The sequence below is a fragment of the Lysobacter firmicutimachus genome (assembly GCF_037027445.1).
Taxonomy (GTDB): domain Bacteria; phylum Pseudomonadota; class Gammaproteobacteria; order Xanthomonadales; family Xanthomonadaceae; genus Lysobacter; species Lysobacter firmicutimachus.
The window spans coordinates 2,818,557-2,839,266 of the sequence record NZ_JBANDL010000002.1; the positions used below are offsets into that span (position 1 = coordinate 2,818,557).

A 20,710-nucleotide genomic window follows, 5' to 3' on the forward strand; every position below is an offset into this window, starting at 1 on the left:
GAACGGTGAGGGATCGAACGATGGACGGTCCATCCGGGCGCTGCCGCGCAACGCCCGCCGGCCTCAGGCCGCGCCCGCCAGGCGCGCCGCTTCGGCCAGGTCGACCGAGACCAGGCGGCTCACGCCGGGCTCGCGCATGGTGACGCCGGACAACTGGCTGGCCACTTCCATCGTCGCCTTGTTGTGGGTGACGAACAGGAACTGTACCTGTTCGCTCATCTCGTTGACCATCGTCGCCAGGCGACCGACGTTGGCTTCGTCGAGCGGCGCGTCGACTTCGTCGAGCAGACAGAACGGCGCCGGGTTCAAGCGGAAGATCGCGAACACCAGCGCCACGGCGGTCATCGCCTTCTCGCCGCCGGACAGCAGCGAGATGTTGGACACGCGCTTGCCCGGCGGCCGCGCCATGATCGACACGCCGGTGTCGAGCAGGTCTTCGCCGGTCAGTTCCAGATAGGCGTGGCCGCCGCCGAACAGGCGCGGATACAGTTCCTGCACGCCCGAATTGACCCGATCGAAGGTGTCCTTGAAGCGGCCGCGGGTCTCGCGGTCGATCTTGCGGATCGCTTCTTCCAGGGTGTCCAGCGCGGTGGTCAGGTCGCCGTGCTGGGCATCCAGATACTCCTTGCGCTGCGCCGCCTCGGCATGCTCGGCGATCGCCGCCAGGTTGACCGGTTCCAGCCGGCGCAGCTTGTTGTCCAATTCGGCGACCGTGCGCTCCCAAGTCGACGCGTCGGCGTTTTCGTCCAGACCGTTGACCACGTCCTCCAGCACCGCGCCGGCCTCGGCGATCGCCGTGGTCAGGGTCTCGGCCTTGAGGACCAGGGCCTGCTGTTCCAGCCGGCGCTGGCCGATCGCTTCGCGCTGCTGCAGCGCCTGTTCGTCGCGCTGCTGGCGGGTCTGCTCGAACTTGCGCAGGTCGTTGTCGATGCCGTCCAGCGCGGTGCGCGCGGCGGTCAGGTCCTGCTCGGCGATCACCCGCTGCTCCAGCGCGACCTGGCGCTGTTCCTCCAGCGCGACCACCGGCTGGTCGCCGTCGTCGAGCTGGGCGGACAGTTCGCTCAGGCGCGAATCGAGCTGGCCGCGCTGGCCGCCCATGCGCTCCAGGGTCTGGCTGAGGCCGGCGATCTGCGCGCGCTGGGTCTCCAGGCTGAGCATCAGCGCGTGCGCCGCGTCGCGCGACTCGCGCGCGGCGTTGCGCGCGGCCTCGCGGGCATCGGTCAGGCTGCGGCGCTCCGACTCCAAGCGCAGGCGCGCGTCCTCCAGCTCGCCCATGCGCTCGACCGCGGTCTCCTGGCGCAGCCGCGCCTCGCGCGACTGCTCGCGCGCGGCGTCCAGCGCGATCAGCAACTGCTCCAGGTCGGCGTCGATCTTTTCGATCCGGGTGCGCGCCGAGTCCAGCCGGCCCTGGTGGCTCTGCAACTGGCCGGCCAGTTCGGACACCCCGCGATGGGCCATGTACAGGCTGCGCTGGGCGTCTTCGCGATGCTGCTCGGCGGCCAGCGAACGGTCGCGCAGCTGGATCTGGTTTTGTTCCAGTTCGCGTTCGCGCTCCTGCAGGGTCTCGATCTCGACCCGCAGGGTCTGGATCTCGCGCTCGCGCAACAGCGCGCCCTGCTTGGCCGCACCGGAGCGCAGCACCCGCACCCAGCCGGCGCCGAGGCGCTCGCCGTTGCGGGTGATGACGGTTTCTTCGGCGCCGAGCGTGGCCTGCAGCGCGCGCGCCGCGGCCAGGTCGTCGGCGCCGTGCAGGCGCGACAGCAGGCGGCGGATCGCGGCCGGGCCCTGCACCTTGGCCGCCAGCGAAGTCGGCGCATACGTCGCATCGTCGCGCTCGGGCGAGACCAGGGTCAGGCGACCTTCGCCGAGTTCGCCGATCGCGTCGACCAGGGTTTCCGGGGCTTCGACCAGCACGCCTTCGATGAGCTGGCCGAGCGCGCTTTCGACCGCGTTTTCCCAGCCCGCCTCGACGCTCAGGGTCTCGCCGACGCGCTGCGCCGAATCCAGCCCGCGCGCCTTCAGCCAGGCCAGGGCCGCGCCCTGCTCCTGGCCCAATGCCGCGTGCTGCAAGGTCTCCAGCGAGGACAGGCGGCCGCGCGAGGTCTGCGCCTGCTTGCGTACCTCGGCGAGCTGGTTCTGGGTCGCCCGCTGCTGTTCCTGCAGATCGGCCACCGCGCTCTTGCGCGTTTCCAGTTCCTCGCTGAGGCTGTCCAGCGATTCTTTCTGCAGTTCGTGCTGGCTCTGCAATTGTTCGAACGCGTCGGCCAGGGCGTTGACGTCCAGGCCGGTGCGCTCGGCGGTCAGCGATTCGCGCCGGCGGTCGGCGTCGAGGATCTGCCGGTCCAGGCCTTCGATGCGGGTGCGCTCGACGTCGGCCGCGCGCGCGGATTCGGATTGTTCGCGGCTGTGCGCGTCCCAGCGCTGCTGCCAGTCGTTGAGCCGGGCCTCGGCGTCGCGCAGGGCCTCCTGGCGCGCCTCGTCGTCCTCGCGCAGCGCCTCGATGCGCGGTTCGGCGTCGGCGACCGCGGCCAGCAGCACGTCCAGGCGGGCCTGGTCGTTGCCGATGTGCTCGCCGATCTCGGCCAATTGCGCCATCGCCTCGTCGCGCGCCTTGTGCAGGCGGCTGGAGAGTTCGCGCTGATGCTGGATCTGCTGTTCGATCCGGGCCAGCGCGCCGCCGACCTCGTAGCTGGCGGCCTGGGCCTTGTTCAAGGCCTCGGCGGCCTCTTCGCGCCGGACCCGGCCGGTCTCCAGCTCGCGCTCGGCCTCGCGCTGCTCGGCGATCAGCTGCTGCAGCCGGGTTTCCTGCTGCGACAGCTTCTCGCGCTGGGCCTGCAGCTTCTGGTCCAGGGCGCGGTATTCCAGCGCCTTCCACTCCACGTCCTTGATCTTGCGCTCGGCCTGGATCGCCTGGTACTGCTCGGCCTGGCGCGCCTGACGGCGCAGGTGTTCGAGCTGCTTGCCGACCTCTTCGCGCAGGTCGTTGAGGCGGTCGAGGTTTTCGCGGGTGTGGCGGATGCGGGTTTCGGTCTCGCGGCGGCGCTCCTTGTACTTGGAGATGCCGGCGGCCTCCTCCAGGTACACGCGCAGCTCTTCCGGCTTGGCCTCGATGACCTGGCTGATCATGCCCTGCTCGATGATCGAGTAGCTGCGCGGGCCCAGGCCGGTGCCGAGGAACAGGTCGGTGATGTCGCGGCGCCGGCATTTGGCGCCGTTGAGGTAGTACTGGTTGCTGCCGTCGCGGCTGACCGTGCGCTTGACCGAGATCTCGTTGAACGCGGCGTATTCGCCGGTGATGGTGTGGTCGGAGTTGTCGAAGATCAGCTCGACCATCGCCTGCGACACCGGCTTGCGCGCCGAGGAACCGGCGAAGATCACGTCGGTCAGCGAGTCGCCGCGCAGGCGGCTGGCCGAGCTCTCGCCCATCACCCAGCGCACCGCGTCGATGATGTTCGACTTGCCGCACCCGTTCGGACCGACCACGCCGGTCATGTTGGTGGGCAGGTGCAGCGTGGTCGGATCGACGAAGGACTTGAAACCGGACAGCTTGATCGTGGAGAGACGCATGCGGCGGTGTGGCCTCTGGCGCGCCCGGGGGCGCAGCCGTGAAATTAGGTTAGATAGCTAAGCCAAGTGATTGAATCCACTGGGCCGCACACGGTAGCGACCGCGCTTCTTCGCGAGTATAGCGAACCCCGGCCGAGCCCGCCGTCGACAACGGCGGAGCGCGGTCCGCCGCCGATCGCCGTGCCGGCGGCGCCGCCGCGGCCCGGCCAAGGCCCGGCCTTGCCCGATCGGGTCGGCGGCGACCGCGGTTGGCAAGACCGGCCGCCGGGCGTGATAAACAGTGCAAGCGCGCTCCACCCGAGCCGCCCCCACTTCTACCGAACCGAGCCCGCCGCCCCGCATGAGCCGACCGCGCGCCTCCCAGCCGCCCCGCAAAACCGGCGAGCCCCTGACCATGGCCGACCTGGCCGAGCTGGCCGGGGTTTCGGCGATCACGGTGTCGCGCGCTCTGCGCGACAGTCCGCTGGTCAACCCGGAGACCCGCGCCCGGATCAAGGAACTGGCCGAACAACAGGGCTATCAGTTCAACATCAGCGCGCGCAACCTGCGCCTGCGCCGCAGCATGACCGTGGCGGTGGTGGTGGAAATGAAACCCACCGTCGAACGGCAGATGTCCGGCTCCTACCCGCTGGATTTGCTTGGCGGCATCAGCCAGGAACTGACCTCGGCCGGCTACAGCGTGCTGCTGACCTCGCTGCAGGGCGGTTCCCTGCCCAGCGTGCAGGCCGCCGACGGAGTGATCCTGCTCGGCCAGGGCGCGCACGAGGATGCGATGCACGAAGTGCAGCGCTGGGGCCGGCCGATGGTGGTATGGGGCGCGGTCAGCCGGCACGAATCGCAGATCGTGGTCGGCAGCGACAACCAGCGCGGCGGCAAACTCGCCGCCGAACGCTTCCTGGCCCTGGGCCGACGCCGGCCGGTATTCCTCGGCGACAGCGCCCACGGCGAGTTCGCCGAGCGTCTGGACGGCTTCCGCTCGACCCTGGCCGGACACGGGATCGAGCCGCTGACCCCGGTGGTGGGCCATTTCACCGTCAGCGCCGGCGCTCAGGCCGTGCATGCCCTGCTCGACCAGCACCCGCAGTTCGACGCGCTGTTCGCCGCCAGCGATCTGCTCGCGATCGGCGCGATCCGGGCCTTGATCGAACGCGGCCGGCGCGTGCCCGAGGACGTGTCGGTGATCGGTTACGACGACACCCCCCTGGGCGCGACCTACCTGCCGCCGCTGACCTCGATCCATCAGAACTTCGTCGACGCCGGCGTGTTGCTGGCGCGCAAGATCCTGGCCCTGATCGAAGGCCGCCCGGCGGAATCGGAAATCCTGCCGACCCATCTGGTCGCGCGGGTCACCTGAGTCCGTCGTGTCCACGATGCCGCCGAGCGCTGTCGCGGTGCGCGCACATCGTGACGCGTCGCGCAGGACGTGCGCAGCGTCATGTTGCGACGCAACGCGCGCAAGGCGTTCGCAGGCTCGCGCATGACGCGCCGCAACATCCGGCTAAGCAATTGATCCGATTCGTTCGCACAGCGTCCGGACGGCCCTGAAAGCGATCGCCGGGCAGCCGTCGAGAGCACATTGAATCGCAAGACTGTTATCGATAACTTGACATCGATAACAGTCGATCCCTAGGGTCCGCGCAACGCCGCTCCAGGACCCGCCCCGCGTGACCCAGCCTCAAACCCAGTCGCCCTCCCCCGATGTCGTCGCCGATGCCTGGCTGTTGCAGCAGCGCGGATTCGACCCGGCCCGGCGTCGTCGCGACGAAACCCTGTTCGCGCTCGCCAACGGTTCCCTGGGCGTGCGCGGCGGCTTCGAAGAGGCCGCCGGCGGCAGCGACGGCAGCTTCCTGGCTGCGGTCTACGAGAAGCACCCGATCCACTACCACGAGCGCTTCCCCGGTTTCGCCCGCCACACCGACACCCGCCTGCCGGTCGCCGACGGCCAGCGCATTGCGGTCTGGCTCGGCGCCCAGCGCCTGGAGCCGGACCGGGCGCAGTGGCTGGACTTCGAACGCAGCCTCGACCTGCGCCACGGCCGCAGCGCGCGCCGCCTGCGCCTGCGCACGCCGCAGGGCCAGACCCTGCAGATCCATGCCGAACGCGTGCTGCCGTTCGACAGCGGCCACGACGGCGTGGACTTGCTGGCGATCCGCTATCGGGTCGAATCGATCGACTACAGCGGCCCGTTGAGCCTGGTCTCGGCGATCGAATGCGGCCATCAGGCCGCCGAGCAAGGCGACGACCCGCGCATCGGCGTGGCGTCGGCGGAAGGTTTGAAACTGCTGTCGGCGCACGCCGACGCACACGGCGCGCACGTCCTGCAATCCACCCGGCGCAGCAATCTGCGCGTGGTCTGCGCGCAAGACCACCGCATCGCAGCCGGACTCCATGCGGCGCAGGCCGGCGTCGAGGGCGACGCCGTCCGGCAACGCTACGAAGCGCAGTTGCAACCCGGGCAAAGCGTCGGCCTGGAGAAGTTCGTCGCCTACCTCAGCCACAACGACGAGACCGGGCTGGTGCAGCGCGCGCAAAGCGCGCTGGAACAGGCGGCCGCGCTCGGTTTCGACGCGCTCGCCGCGCGCCAGTCCGCGGCGCTGGCGCACTTTTGGCGCGGCGCCGAACTGTCGATCGACGGCGACGCCGCGGCCGAGCAGGCGCTGCGCTTCAATCTGTTCCACCTGCTGCAGTCGGCCGGCCGCGACGGCGTCAACGGCACCGCGGCCAAGGGCCTGACTGGCGAGGGCTACGAAGGCCATTATTTCTGGGACACCGAGGCCTTCATGCTGCCGGTGATGGTCTACACCGCGCCGGACGTCGCGCGCGCCATGCTGCACGCGCGCTACGCGGCGCTGGAGCCGGCGCGCCGGCACGCGCGCGAGATGAACCACCCGCACGGCGCCCTGTTCCCCTGGCGCACCATCACCGGCGGCGAATGCTCGGCGCACTATCCCTCGGGCTCGGCCGCCTACCACATCAACGCCGCGGTCGCGTACGCGATCGGCCTGTACTTCGACGCCACCGAAGACCTCGACTTCCTGCTCGAAAGCGGCGCCGAGATCCTGTTCGAAACCGCGCGCATCTGGCCGCAGGTCGGCCATTTCGACGCCCGCCGCGGCGGCGCGTTCTGCATCCACGGCGTCACCGGCCCGGACGAGTACACCGCCCTGGTCGACAACAACTTCTACACCAACCGCATGGCCCAGCAGCATCTGCTGCGCGCCGCGCAGGTCTGGGAGCTGTTGCAGGAACGGCGCCCCCACCAGGCGCAGGCGCTGGCCGCGCGGCTGGGCGTGCAGGCGCACGAGCCGGCGCTGTGGCGGCGCGCCGGCGAGACCATGTTCCTGCACTACGACCCGGCCTTGGGCATCTACGCCCAGGACGACACTTTCCTGAGCAAGCCGCGCTGGCCGTTCCCGCGCCGCGAGGGCGAGCATCGCCCGCTGTTGCTGGATTTCCACCCACTGAGCCTGTACCGGCACCAAATCTGCAAACAGGCCGACGTGGTCATGGCCCTGGTCCTGGCCGGCCACGGCATTCCCGCCGACATCAAGCGCCGCAGCTACGACTACTACGAAGCCGTCACCACCCACGACTCGACCCTGTCGGCATCGGCGTTCGGCATTCTCGCCAGCGAAGTCGGCCACCCCGCGCAGGCCGAACGCTTTTTCAACGACAACCTGCGCGTCGACCTCGACGATCTGCACGGCAACACCGACCACGGCGTGCACATGGCGGCGTTGGCCGGCACCTGGCTGGGCCTGAGCGCCGGTTTCGCCGGGCTGCGCAGCCACGACGGACAGTTGAGCTTCGCCCCCACCCTGCCCGCCGGCTGGCGCGGCTACGGCTTCGGCCTGCGCTGGCGCGGCCGGCGCCTGCGCCTGAAGATCGATCGCGACGGCGTGGAGTACCGCCTGCTCGACGGCGCGCCGCTGAGCATCGAGCACGCGGGCCGGCGCATCGGATTGCGCGTCGACGAACCGCAGCGCGCGCCCCTGGCGGCGCCGGGCGGCCCGGTGCGGCAGAGCTTCCCGCGTCCCGCGCAAGCGCTGATCTTCGATCTCGACGGGGTCCTGACCGACACCGCCCAGACCCATTACCGCGCCTGGAAGCGCATGGCCGACGAAGAGGGCCTGCCGTTCGACCGGCACGTCAACGAACAGCTCAAGGGCGTCGACCGGATGGCCTCGCTGGAGATCATCCTGCGCCACGCCGGACGAGTGCTCAGCGCCGAAGCCAAGCAGGCCCTGGCCGAGCGCAAGAACGCTTACTACGTCGAGGCGATCGCCGCCGTTACTCCGGCCGATCTGTTCCCGGGCGTCGAGCGCCTGCTCGAACAGGCGCGCGCCCGCGGCCTCAAGCTCGGCCTGGCCTCGGCCAGCCGCAATGCCGCCGCCCTGCTGGAACGGCTCGGCATCGGCCGGCGTTTCGACTACATCGCCGATGCCGCGCGCATCGCCCGCGCCAAGCCCGAACCCGACATTTTCCTCGACGTCGCCGCCGCCCTCGCCGTGCCTCCGGCGCAATGCATCGGCATCGAGGACGCCGCCGCCGGCGTGATCGCGATCAAGCGCGCCGGCATGGCCGCAGTCGGCATCGGCGACCCGGCCGCCCTGTCCGGCGCCGACGCCTGCCTCGACGCGATCGCCGGCTTCGATCTGGACGCCTTCGTTTCGCCCTGACCGCGCGCGGCATGCACCGCCGCGGCAGACCCGACCGCCAACCGCAATCCGAGCAAGAGAACTTCAGATGAGTGGGGAGAACACCATGCAACGCGCATCGTCCAAGCAAGCTCGCCTGATCCGCTACGCCCTGTCCGCGGCGATCGCCGCCGCGCTGGCCCCGGGCGCCGTCCTGGCCCAGGAAAGCGCGGCCCAGCAGCCCGCCGCGCCGGCCGCCGCGACCGCCGACGGCAAGGAGTCGGCCACCACCCTCGACGCGATCGTGGTCAGCGGCACCGCGCGCTTCAAGGGCCTGCGCAAGCGCGACGCCAGCTTCTCGATCACCACCGCCTCGCTGGAGCAGATCCAGGAAGCGGTGCCGCTGAGCACCGCCGACGCGCTCAAGGTCGTGCCCGGCGTGTGGGCCGAATCGGCCGGCGGCAGCACCGGCGCCAACATCTTCGTGCGCGGCATGCCCTCCGAAGGCGACGCGCCGTTCGTGACCGTGCAGATGGACGGCGCGCCGCTGTATCCGCCGCCGACCCTGTCGTTCCTGGAGAATTCGACCCTGTTCCGGATGGACGACACGGTCGAGCGCATGGAAGTGCTGCGCGGCGGCCCGAGCCCGATCTTCTCCAACGGCCAGCCCGGCGCGACGGTCAACTTCATCCAGAAGAAGGGCGGCGAAGAGCCGGCCGGCAGCGTGCGCATCGGCCTGGGCAGCGACAACTTCCGCCGCGTCGATCTGTTCAACAGCGGCAAGCTCGGCGAAGGCTGGTACTACAGCGTCGGCGGTTTCTACCGCGTCACCGACGGCGTGCGCGACACGCAGTTCCCGGCCGACAAGGGCGGCCAGCTCAGCGCCACCCTGACCCACAGCTGGGACAGCGGCGAGGTCACGGTCTACGCCCGCCACACCAACGACAAGAACGCCTTCTTCACCCCGATTCCGCTGCTGTCGCGCAACAACGGCAGCAGCTTGTCGAGCTTCCCGGGCCTGGACGCGCAAACCGGCACCCTGCTCGGCAACGACTTCCGCCACGTCGACATCCCCACCGGCCCCGGCACCCGCATCCGCCGCGACTTGGCCGAGGGCCGCGGCATCAACCTCGACGTGTTCGGCGCCTCGATGGATTTCTACGTCGGCGACTGGACCATCAGCGACCGGATCAACTACGTCAGCGGCAGCGCCCCGACCAACGGCCTGTTCACCGGCGCCAGCCCCCGGCGCATGGCCGACTACATCGCCGGCTTCGGCAGCGCCGGCACCGCCACCTACGTCAACGGCGGCGGCGCGGTCGATCCCAACCAGCAGGTGCTGACCGCCGGCTTCTGGGTGGTCGACAAGGAGCTGGAGTCGTTCACCAACGATCTGCGCTTCAGCCGCGACCTGTTCGAGGGCAATACCTTCACCGCCGGCGTCTACTACGCGCGCTACTCGTCCAAGGACACCTGGTATCTCGGCAACAACATGCTGCTGACCGCGCAGAACAACGCGCGGCGGATCGACCTGCGCCTGGCCGACGGCCGCCAGGTCACCCGCGACGGCTTCGTCGGCACTTCGTTCTTCTCCCTGCGCGGCGACTACGACGGCCAGAACACCGCGGTGTTCCTGGCCGACGAGTGGCAGATCAACGAACGCCTGCGCCTGGACGGCGGCGTGCGCTACGAATGGCAGCAGGTCGACGGGACCGTGCACGACACCGCCACGGTCGACCTGGACGGCAATCCGAACACGCTGTACGACAACGCCACTTCGATCTCGCTGCCGACCAGCCGGCGCATCGACCAGAACGATCATCACTTCTCCTGGACCCTGGGCCTGAACTACAAGCTCAACGACACCAGCAGCGTGTTCGCCCGCGCCAACTCGGGCTACAAGCTGCCGGCGTTCGACAACCTGCGCGACGGCAACACCAAGACCCAGGAAATCGACCAGTACGAGCTCGGCTTCAAGTCCGGCAACAACGTCTACGACCTGTACCTGACCGCGTTCTACAACAAGTTCACCAACTCCCCGTTCCAGGCCTTCCTCGACGACGGCACCAACTTCACCACCGTCGGCGACTCGCGCGCCTACGGCGTGGAAGTGGAAGGTGCGGTGCGTCCGATCGGCGGCCTGGAACTGACCCTGACCGGGATCTGGCTGGACGCGCAGTACGAGAACTACCGCGAGTTCACCGGCAACCAGGTGATGCGCCAGCCCAAGCAGCAGTTCCGCTTCACCCCCAGCTACTACTGGACCCTGCCGTTCGGCGACCTGAAGATCTTCGCCACCTACTCGCGCATCGGCGACCGTTACGCCGACCTGGCCAACACCCAGAAGCTGCCCTCCTACGACACGCTCGACATCGGCGCGAACCTGCACGTCGGCGAAAACTGGGAGTTCGCCTTCACCGGCAGCAACGTCACCAACGAGTTGGGCCTGACCGAAGGCAACGTGCGCGTGCCCGGCGCGGCCACCGGCGGCGTGTTCATGGGCCGTCCGATCGCCGGGCGCTCCTACCTGTTCTCCGCCGCCTACCGCTGGTGATCCGGTGCCCGCGCCGCCGCCCGGCGGCGCGGCCCGGCCCGGGACCGCGCCACGCGGCCCCGGGACCCCGCCCTGACCTCACCGTTCGCGGCGGCTGGAGCTCGCGGCAGTCGCCCTGCCCCTCTCTCCGGCGTCCGCACTTGGCAAGCCGCCGCGAACGGTCTTTTATTCGCTTGATCCGGCCCCGCGCCGGAGCGCTCACCGGAGCCACGCCCGCATGAACCGAGGCCGCACGATCCTGGCGATGATCCTCACCTACATGGTGTTCGGGATCCTGCTCAACAGCGTCGGCACGGTGATCCTGCAGTCGATCCAGGGCTTCGGCATCGACAAGAGCCAGGCCAGCATCCTGGAAGCCTTCAAGGACCTGCCGATCGCGGTCGTCTCGTTCCTGACCGCCGCCCTGATGCCGCGCCTGGGCTACCGCCGGGCGATGATGCTCGGGCTGGCCCTGGTCGGGGCCGCCTGCGCGCTGATGCCGCTGCTGGCTTCGTTCTGGATGACCAAGCTGCTGTTCGCCGCGACCGGCGTGGCCTTCGCCCTGGTCAAGGTTTCGGTGTACTCCTCGATCGGCCTGTTGACCGAGGGCAAGCAGCAGCACGCCAGCCTGACCAGCATCATCGAAGGCTGGTTCATGGTCGGCGTGCTCGCCGGCTATTGGATCTTCGCCTGGTTCATCGATCCGCAGTCGCCCGGCGATCCGGTCTGGCTGCGGGTGTACTGGCTGTTGGCGGCGCTGTGCGCGGCGATCGTGCTGCTGCTGGCCGGCTCGCGCCTGGACGAGCGGGCCGCGCGCGACGGCCATGCCGCCGGCGAGTCCTTCCTCGACATGTTCCGCTTGGTCGCCCAGCCGCTGGTCGCGGTGTTCCTGGCCTCGGCCTTCCTGTATGTCTTGATCGAACAGAGCGTAGGCACCTGGCTGCCAACCTTCAACCGCGAAATCCTGCACTTGCCGACCACCATGAGCGTGCAGGCGGCGAGCATCTTCGCCGTATCGCTGGCGCTGGGCCGGCTCGGCGCCGGCCTGGCCCTGCGCCGGGTGCCGTGGCACTGGCTGCTGATGACCTGCGTGGCGGCGATGGCCGCGCTGGTGGTGATGGCTCTGCCGCTGGCCGCAGACGCCCGGCCCAACCCGTCCATGACCTGGGCGCACGCGCCGCTGGCGGCCTACGTGTTCCCGCTGATCGGCCTGTTCATGGCGCCGATCTATCCGGCGATCAACTCGGTGGTACTGAGTTCGCTGCCGAAGTCGCGGCATGCGGCGATGACCGGCCTGATCGTGGTGTTCTCCGCGCTCGGCGGCACCACCGGCTCGTTCCTCACCGGCCAGTTGTTCGCCCGCCTCGGCGGCGGCACCGCGTTCTACCTGTCGCTGCTGCCGATGGCGCTGTTGCTGTTGGCGATCGCCTTGCTCAAGCGGCACAGCCGGCGCGCCGAAGCCGCGGTCGCGGCGGCGGCGTGAACGAAGGCTGCGTCTTTGCCGCCGCCGGCTTCCGGGCCCGTCGTGCCCGCGAAAGCGGCGGCCGGGGGCGCTGGAGTCGCGCCGCGATGAGCCCCGCAGCCCGCGTTCGCGGGGATGACGGCAGCCAAGGTTTCCGGCGCCTTCCGCCGCCGTCGTGCCCGCGACCGCAGGCGACGGCAGACGGCAGACGGCGCGGGCTTACTCTTCCAGCAACACGTACTCGCCCTTCGTGCCCCAGCGCTTGCCGACCCGCGCGCACAGCTTGCCGTCGCAGCGGGTCAGCGTGCCGGTGCGCGAGGCCTCGAGGATGTCGGCGCCGAACTTGGCGCGCTCGATCTCGCGCATCGACTTGCGGGCGAAGTACGCGCTGGCGCCGACCGCCAGCACCGAGCCGACCAGCAGCGCGATCACGCCCTTGTACAGCAGATGCTGCTGCGAACGCTGCAGCGACTTGCGCTGTTCCTCGATCGCCTGCGCCGCGCGCTGGGCGGTCTCGGCGCTTTCGCGCAGTTGCGCGCCGATCGGAGCGAAGGTCTGTTCGGCGCCGCGGCCGATGGCTTCCTGGGCCTGGGCGCGCACCGCCTGGGCGATCTGCTGCGCCAGCAGTTCGGCGCCGGCGCCCATGCCCTGGGCGGTGCGTTGCAGCTCATCGGCGCTGCGGTCGACGTGCTGGACCGCACGTTCGCTCTGTTCCTGCAGATGCTGGGCGAAAACCGCCAGGTCGGCGGCGAGGCGTTTCAGGTCTTGCGCGTCCTGCACGAGGATCTCCGTAAGCGTGCTCTTGAAATCGTGTTCTGGAAAAAACGTGCCGTTGAGTAGCGTGGCTTCAAAGGCATGCCTTTAAAAGCGTGCGCCGGAAAACGCGCTTCGGACCACCGTGGGTGAAGCGCGTTCTTTACATTCCCGGCAGGCGCGGCGCGGGCGGCGACGGGGATTGCGGAAGCTGCTGGGTCGGTGCCGGCGGCTGAGCCTGTTGCGCCGGCGGAGCCTCCTGCAGCGGCGGTCGTTCGGCCGCGCGCGCCGGGTTCTGATCCTGTTGCTGGCGCTGCTGTTCCTGCTGCTGCCGGTACTGCTCGCGCCCGCCCTGCAACCAGGCCTGGCCGGATTCGGACTGGGCGTAGTCCTGGGTCGCGGCGCGGAAGCCGGCGCTGTCGCGGTTGCGCGCGGCCTCGACCATGCGATCGAAACTGCGCTCGACCTCGTCGCCGCCCGGCCCGCGGCCGCCCTGCGCCGGCCCGCCTTGCACTTGAATGGGCTGGCCGGCGTCGAGCGCGCCCAAGCGCACCGGCGCGGCGCCGATCGGCACGCCGCGGCGCTCGAAGCGGGCGTCCAGTTCGGGATCGATCGGCTCCTTGCGGTAGGGATCGGCCACCGAACCGTCTTTTTGCTGCTGCTTGCTCGCGACCAGGTCGATACGGTCGCGTTCGCCGTCGCGGAAGCTGCGGGTGGTGTAGAAGAACTGATGTTTGTCCGAGCGATGGACCACGTTGAGCGAGGGATCGTCCGGTTCCACCCGCTTGTCCAGCAGCGGCCGGTCGCTGAGGCTGTTGAGGTAATCGGTCATCAGGTTGCCGCTGCGGATCGACAAGCCGTTGAGCTCGTAGCTGCCGCCGATGTTGCTGTGCGCACCGCCGACGGTGACGTTGAGAAAGCGCGAGTCCTCGGTGAAGCCGGGCCGCAGCAGGCTGGTCGACTTGAAATGGTCGCGGCGCTCGTCCTCGGCGGTGATCTGGAACCCCGACACCACCGACGGCGGCAGGCGCCGGTCGTGCAGGCGCGGCTCGCCGGTGCCGACCGGATCGAACAGTCCCACGGCCTGGGCCACCTGCCCGGGCGGCACCAACGGCGGCTTGGTGTACTCGACCCCGACGATGTTGCGGGCGCTGTCGTAGCGATACTGCGCGCCGCTGGGATCCTGGATGCCGCGCTCGTGGACCAGGCGCGCGAACGCCGCTTCCTGCTCGGCGCCGCGGCTGAAGCCGATCCCGGCGACGCTGATCTGCGCCTGCGGGTCCTCGCGCAGCCACTGCTTGGACTGTTCGGCGAACTGTTGGTACATCCGCTCGACGCGCGGCTCGAACGTGCGGCCGGTGGCCATGTCGCGGGTGCTGGCGAACCAGCCGTCCTGGGTGCCGGGGCCTTCGACGTAGCCGAAGCCGACGTTGCGGTGCAGGCCGGCTTCCAGCTGCTGGACCACGTTGGCGACGTTGGTGTGGTTCTTGGGGTCGTCCTTGTACATGCTGTTGCCGGTGCCGTCGAACGCGGCCACGAACAAACGCGCATGCGGGTTGTTCGAATCCAGCAGCAACGGCGCCTGCAGCCGCGCCAGTTCGGCGCTGGCCTCGCGGTAACTGTCCAGGTCGTGCCGGTCGGCGGGATAGGTCTCGACCCCGTCCGGATGCTTTCCACCGCCCATCGCAAACTCTCCTTAGTCCTGCGGCCCGAACGGGCGGTCAGTAGCTGCGGCTGAATACCTTGATCAGATCGGCGCGGTAGTCGCTGTGCGGATTGCCCGGGTCCATCGGCCGCTTCAGCGGAATGAAGCAGCGGCTGTAGACGTTGATGGTGCGGTCGTCGACCTCCAGGATGATCTCCGGCTCGCCGATGCTGGCGCCCTCGGCGATGTCCTCGCGCGCGACCTCGTGCCGCACCAGCTGGTCGCGGAAGATCTCGGCGATGTCGATCCGGGCCTCGTGCTCGGTCTTGTCCTTGGAGCGCCAGCGCACCTCGGCCGGACCGGGGAAATTACGGATGTCCAAGTGCCCGCCCTTCATCCGCTGGCGCAGATCGTCGCCATAGGACGCGGCGGACGGACTCAAGGTCTCGGGTTCGGAGCGCCCGTGCGGGAAGCCGTTGTAGACGATCTGGCAGCCCCAGGTGTCGAAGCAGTAGGCGCCGAAGCGATGGCGCTGGAAGCGCAGCGGCCATTCGGCCGAAGTGCCGGCGGCGGCCGAGGCGGCGGAGCTGGAAGCGGCGGACGTGGACATGGCGGTTTGACATCCTGTGGCGGCGAATAGGACCAGCGCAGCGGCCGCGGCCCGGGCGGCACGGCGCGTCTGCGCGGCGGTCCGGGGCGCGGCTGCGGTGCGGCGGCCGGTCGCGGGCAGACGATCCATCGGGGTCCCTCCTGGAAGCTGAACGTTATCACTCCCTGCCCGGCCCCGCCCACTGTACGGATCGAGCACAGGGCGTATCGACGTACCGCACCGCCGCCAGCCTGCGCGACCGCAGCCGCGCGTTGCGCAGCAGCAAGATCCGGGCCGTGTCGAGAAAAAAACGGACGGCGTTCGCGCCCGATTCTGCGTTATGCGTAGCAAATTCCGACATTCGCCGCGGCGGCCGCGCCAGACAGTGCGCGCCGGCGCGATTTCACCGTCGGGCGCTGTGCCACATACGGCGACGTGCGTTGGAACAGCCGTTTGAAACCCGTACTCAAACATCCAATCGAGCCGACCTTCAAATCGCCCCTTCAAACGCTCCTTCAGTGCCGCCCAAAACGCGCGTCCGACCGCCCCGCCCACGGGCGCCGCCGCGTCCAGCCTCCGAGCGCCGATGAACACACGACCGCTGCTGCCCGGCAATACCAAGGCCCGCCTGCTCGAGGCGGCCGAGGATTTGTTCATCGAACACGGCTACGAGGCCATGTCGATGCGCCAGATCACCGGCCGCGCCGTGACCAACCTGGCCGCGGTCAACTACCACTTCGGCAGCAAGGAGGCGCTGGTCCAGGAGTTGCTGCAGGAACGCTTCGACCGCCTCAACCAGGAGCGCCTGCGCCTGCTGGACGCTTGCGAACAACGCTACGGCGCCGAATCGATGGACGCGCACGCCGTGCTCAGCGCGCTGTTCGTGCCGGCGCTGCGCATGGGCCGCAACAGCGCCAACGGTCCGGCCTTCGTGCGCCTGCTCGGCCGCGTCTACAGCGACCCCTCGCCGTTCATCCGCGGCTACCTGCGCGAGCATTACCAGCCGATCTTCGGCCGCTACTTCGAAGCCTTCGCCCGCGCGCTGCCGTACCTGTCGCGCAACGAACTGGGCATGCGCCTGCACCTATGCCTGAAGGCGCTGGCCGGCGTACTGGCCGGCGAGAACATGGACGAGCTGATCGCCGCGCTGTGCATGGGCGAGGAAGTCAGCGACTCGTTGATGCTGGCGCGCTTGATCACCTTCATCTCGCCGACCCTGACCGAGCCGTTCGGCAACGCCGAACAGATCGGCAAGGTCGAGCGCGTGGTGCTGCTCGCCGACGCCGCGGCCCAGGCCGCCGATGCGCAGGCCGCGGCGCGCAAACCCTCGGGCATCCTGCCGCCGTGGGCGGTCGAGGTGGTGGAGGCGTGATCCCGCCGGGACGCGCTCCGCCTCCGCGGCGGTAAAGACCAGCGAATAGCGTCGGCCCAGGACCGGCGCCTGCGGATCACCGGGCGATGCCACGCGGGCATCGCGACGCTCCCGGCGGTCCGCCCCCAGCCTCCGCCGCATGCGTCGCGGCGCGGCCGTCCTGACCCGTCGCGGCACAGCGCTCGCGGCGACACGGTGCTTTGCACCTCCCCTTCCAGCCTGTTTGGAGACTAGCTCATGCCCGCAATCCGAACTTTCGTGTTGGGCTCCCTGATCGGCGTCGCCGCGTTCGTCGCCACTACGGCGTCGGCGGCGTCGCTCACCCCGGTCAACAGCGGCTTCAGCGCCAGCGGCCCGACCAACCTCACCGGTCCCGGCGGCGTCGGCGGCCCCTGCACGTCGACCTTCTACGGCAGCATCGACGCTTTCGGCAACGGCACCATCAACGGCCCGGCCTCGACCTTCGTCGGCAGCTCGCTGATCTGCAGCGTCATCAAGGGCCAGAACACCTGGCAGTTGGTACCCACCTCGCCCACCACCGGTGAGTTGCGCAACGTACGCGTGGTCGCTCTGGGCCTGATCGCTTGCCAGGGCACGGTCCGCGGCACCCTGGTCGGCGGCGTGTTCACCTTCGACACCGTGCTGCCCGGCAATTGCCGGGTCAGCGGCACGCTGAGCACCTGGCCGACCGTCGGCATCGTCTGGCCGTAAGCCTGCGCGGTTGCGCAAGGCTCCGGACCTTGCGCAGCCGCCCGCGGCCGCCGCAGCCGCTCCAGGGGAAGGCCCGCGGCCGCATCCGTCGTCCATCCGTCGTCCGTTCGCCGCACGCCTTGCGCGCAGGCCGGTCGCGTCCGGGCGCGCCGCGCGCAACGCCATTCGCCACATCCACGAGGGGATACCCGATGCCGTCAACCCATCCACGCTTCCGTCCGATGCCACGGCGGCGCGCCCTGCTGCTGGCGCTGCTGTCCGGCCTGGCGATGCAGGCCGCCGCCCAGCAGGGCGCCGCGCCCGCGCCGGAGGCGGCGCCGCCCGGCCAAACCGCGAGCGCCGACGCCACCACCCTGGACGCGGTCATCGTCACCGCGCAGAAACGCGCCGAACGCATCCAGGACGTGCCGATCGCCTTGTCGGTGTTCAGCGCCCAATCGCTGGACGAGCTCAAGATCGAAGGCGGCGCCGAGCTGTTGCGGGCGACTCCGAACGTGACGTTCTCCAAGAGCAACTTCGCCAGCTACAACTTCTCCATCCGCGGCGTCGGCACCAAGGCCTTGTCGGTGACCACCGACCCCGGTGTGGCGGTGAGTTTCAACAGCACGCCGCTGATCCGCAATCGACTGTTCGAGCAGGAGTATTTCGACGTCGACCGGATCGAAGTGCTGCGCGGCCCGCAGGGCACCTTGTACGGCCGCAACGCCACCGGCGGCGTGGTCAACATGATTCCCAGCCTGCCCAGCCTCGACGGTCTCGAGGCCAATCTCAAGGGCGAGATCGGCAACTACGACAGCCGCCGCGTCGCCGGCATGGTCAACCTGCCGGCCGGCGATACGCTGGCGTTCCGCCTGGCCGGCGCCTGGACCCGTCGCGACGGCTACGACTACAACACCGTCACCCGTCGCGACGTCAACGACCGCGACCTGTGGTCGGCGCGCGGCTCGGCGCTGTGGACGCCGAACGAGCGCGTACGCGCCAGCCTGGTCTGGGAGCATTTCGAAGAGGACGACCGGCGCTCGCGCACCGGCAAGCAGCTGTGCCATCGCGACCCCGGCCCGGAACGGGTCGGCGCGACCGCGACCGATGCGCCGTTCTATCGCGAATACCTCAGCCAGGCCTGCCTGCCCGGCTCGCTCTACGACGAGGGCGCTTTCGGCACGCCCAACGGCGCCAGCCTGCCGCAGATGCTGGTCGCGCCGGGTTTCGTCAAGCTCGGCTGGCTGCCGGACTTCAGCGACTTCGTCTACGCCTTGCGCGGCGGCGTGACCGCGCCGATCGACCCGTTCGGCGACGTCCGCCAGTCGCGCGACCTGCGCGAGATCGCGACCACCTACGACCCGCGCTTCAAGGCCGAGAACGACGTGGTGCAGCTCAATTTCGACTTCGACCTCGGCAACGGCCTGAGCCTGGTCTCGCAAAGCGCGTACTCCAAGGACGACTATTACTCGACCCAGGACTACGGCCGCTTCGCCTCGGTGCCGATCTTCAGCGACTCCGGCGACGCGGTCGACGACGAGGGCAATCCCGCGTTCGCGCTGACGCCGGGCGGGGTCTATACCGACCCGCAACTCGGCCCCTCGAGCGGCTACCTGGCGGTCGATCTCAGCCGTGCGCGCAGCAAGCAGTGGTCGCAGGAACTGCGCCTGCAGTCGGATTTCGACGGTCGCTTCAACTTCAACGTCGGCGCCAACTACCTGGATTTCGAGATCGACGAGGACTACTACGTCTTCAACAACATCTTCTCCCTGCTCGCCCAGGGCTTCTACAACCAGGACGCGCTGCGCGGCATCGCCGGCTATCCGCCGATGGGCTGCCCGCAGAACCTCGACCCGAGCCTGCCGTTCTACCTGCAGTGCGTGTACATCGACCCCAACCCGATCGACCGCATCGACGGCCAGGGCCACAACTACTTCCGCAGCCGCAACATCGCGCGCACCCGTTCCTGGGCGGTGTTCGGCGAGGGCTATTGGCAGCTGTCGGACACGGTCAAGCTGACCGCCGGCCTGCGCTACACTGACGACACCAAGATCACCACGCCGGTGCCGAGCCAACTGCTGCTGGCGCCGGGGCTGCGCGGCGGCGGCCTGGTCAACAGCGGCTACCCGGCCCTGTCCGATGTGCGCCAGAGCTGGGGCAAGTTCACCGGCCGGCTGGTGCTGGACTGGAAGCCGGACCTGGCTTTCACCGACGACACCCTGGTCTATGCCTCGCTGGCGCGCGGCTACAAGGCCGGCGGGACGAATTCGCCGGGCATCGGCGCCGATCCGGAATTCCTCGGCTTCATTGCCCGCGACACGACCTTCGCGCCGGAGTACGTGAACGCCTTCGAGATCGGCACCAAGAACAGCTTCGCCGGCGGCAAACTGCAGTTCAACGCGTCGGCGTTCTATTACGACTACCGCGACTATCAGGTCTCGCAGATCGTCGACCGCAGCGCCTTCAACGAGAATTTCGACGCGACGTCCTACGGCCTGGAGCTGGAGCTGGCCTGGAAGCCGACCGAACGGCTGCGCCTGGACGCCAACCTGGGCTGGCTCAAGACCCGCATCGCCGACGGCGAACGCTCGATCGACGTGATGGACCGTACCCAGGGCAAACCGGACTGGGTGGTGGTGCGGCCTTGGCTGCAGCAGGCGTCCAACTGCGTCGCGCCCAAGGACTATGTCGAGCGCATCCTGGCCGTGGCCGGCGATTACAACATTGCCCCGACCATCCTCAACAACTTCTGCAGCCCCCGGTTCTTCCTCGGCGGCGATCTGCTGCCGGGCGGGTTCTACGAGTCCTTGCTGGGTTTCAGCTACGACCCGCGCACCGACGGCCCCAACGGCGGCCAGGGCTTCTACGCCGATCTCGGCGGCAACGAGCTGCCGAACGCGCCGCGGCTGACCTTCAACCTCGGCGCGCAGTACACCTTCCTGCTCGGCGAGCACTGGGACCTCACCCTGCGCGGCGACTACTACCGCCAGAGCAAGAGCTATGCCCGGGTCTACAACACGGTCAACGACCGCCTGCGCTCGTGGAGCAACGCCAATTTCTCGTTGACCCTGAACCGGCCGCAGTCGGACCTGAGCGTGCAGTTGTACGTCAAGAACGCCTTCGACAAGACCCCGATCACCGACGCCTTCGTCAACAGCGACGACAGCGGCCTGACCACCAACGTGTTCACCCTGGACCCGCGCATCGTCGGACTGAGCCTGCGCAAGGGGTTCTACTGAGCGTCGGTTCCGACGCGAATCGAGTCAGTTTCGCGGCCTGCGTCGTGCCCGTCTCCCCTCTCCTGCGGGCACGGCGCGGGCCGCCTTCCGGGCGTCCGGCCGCCGCAGGGGGACGGGAGCGGCGCGAGCCGCGACCGCGCAGCGAACGGAGCGCGGCGGCATGCAAACCCACGATCGCGGCTTATGACCGGAGCCGATTCCTGCGGCAGGCCGCTCCTGCAAG

The 20,710-nt window shown here is 69.3% G+C and carries 11 protein-coding genes; 7 read left to right on the forward strand and 4 right to left on the reverse strand.

The genetic code is table 11. From position 1 onward, the window contains the following. Positions 1-63: 63 nt before the first annotated feature. Complete coding sequence (gene smc, locus V2J18_RS12400; protein WP_064747861.1) at positions 64-3,567, reverse strand: chromosome segregation protein SMC; 3,504 nt, start codon at positions 3,565-3,567, stop codon at positions 64-66. 340 nt (positions 3,568-3,907) lie between these two features. On the opposite strand from smc, the gene V2J18_RS12405 reads away from it, so the two are divergent. The 4 genes from V2J18_RS12405 to V2J18_RS12420 all read left to right on the forward strand — a co-directional run bounded on the left by V2J18_RS12405 (position 3,908) and on the right by V2J18_RS12420 (position 12,220). Beyond that, positions 3,908-4,921: a LacI family DNA-binding transcriptional regulator gene (locus tag V2J18_RS12405; protein WP_336131926.1), complete on the forward strand. Its 1,014-nt coding sequence runs from the start codon at positions 3,908-3,910 to the stop codon at positions 4,919-4,921. A 310-nt stretch (positions 4,922-5,231) separates the two neighbouring features. Then, positions 5,232-8,246: a beta-phosphoglucomutase gene (pgmB, locus tag V2J18_RS12410; protein WP_336131927.1), complete on the forward strand. Its 3,015-nt coding sequence runs from the start codon at positions 5,232-5,234 to the stop codon at positions 8,244-8,246. 85 nt (positions 8,247-8,331) lie between these two features. Continuing rightward, a complete protein-coding gene (locus tag V2J18_RS12415) occupies positions 8,332-10,758 on the forward strand; it encodes a TonB-dependent receptor (RefSeq protein ID WP_425606108.1) in 2,427 nt (808 codons plus the stop codon). A gap of 217 nt (positions 10,759-10,975) precedes the next feature. Continuing rightward, positions 10,976-12,220: an MFS transporter gene (locus V2J18_RS12420; RefSeq protein ID WP_064747857.1), complete on the forward strand. Its 1,245-nt coding sequence runs from the start codon at positions 10,976-10,978 to the stop codon at positions 12,218-12,220. Positions 12,221-12,418: 198 nt separating this feature from the next. Here the strand turns inward: V2J18_RS12420 and V2J18_RS12425 are convergent, their stop codons facing one another. The 3 genes from V2J18_RS12425 to V2J18_RS12435 form a co-directional block, all read right to left on the reverse strand. Beyond that, on the reverse strand, positions 12,419-12,979 hold the full coding sequence (locus V2J18_RS12425; protein WP_064747856.1) for a hypothetical protein: 561 nt from the start codon (positions 12,977-12,979) through the stop codon (positions 12,419-12,421). A gap of 136 nt (positions 12,980-13,115) precedes the next feature. Next, a complete protein-coding gene (locus V2J18_RS12430) occupies positions 13,116-14,636 on the reverse strand; it encodes a phospholipase effector Tle1 domain-containing protein (RefSeq protein WP_075575099.1) in 1,521 nt (506 codons plus the stop codon). Positions 14,637-14,673: 37 nt separating this feature from the next. Continuing rightward, entirely contained in the window at positions 14,674-15,207 is a 534-nt protein-coding gene (locus V2J18_RS12435) for a hypothetical protein (protein ID WP_064747855.1), read from the reverse strand. 565 nt (positions 15,208-15,772) lie between these two features. Between V2J18_RS12435 and V2J18_RS12440 the strand changes: the two genes are divergently transcribed. The 3 genes from V2J18_RS12440 to V2J18_RS12450 all read left to right on the forward strand — a co-directional run bounded on the left by V2J18_RS12440 (position 15,773) and on the right by V2J18_RS12450 (position 20,487). Continuing rightward, positions 15,773-16,558 (forward strand): TetR/AcrR family transcriptional regulator, encoded by a 786-nt coding sequence (locus tag V2J18_RS12440; protein ID WP_336131929.1) that lies wholly within the window; start codon positions 15,773-15,775, stop codon positions 16,556-16,558. A 237-nt stretch (positions 16,559-16,795) separates the two neighbouring features. Continuing rightward, a complete protein-coding gene (locus V2J18_RS12445; RefSeq protein ID WP_141233460.1) occupies positions 16,796-17,269 on the forward strand; it encodes a hypothetical protein in 474 nt (157 codons plus the stop codon). A gap of 191 nt (positions 17,270-17,460) precedes the next feature. Then, positions 17,461-20,487, forward strand: coding sequence for a TonB-dependent receptor (locus V2J18_RS12450; RefSeq protein WP_336131930.1), 3,027 nt, complete (start codon positions 17,461-17,463; stop codon positions 20,485-20,487). Positions 20,488-20,710 lie beyond the last annotated feature (223 nt).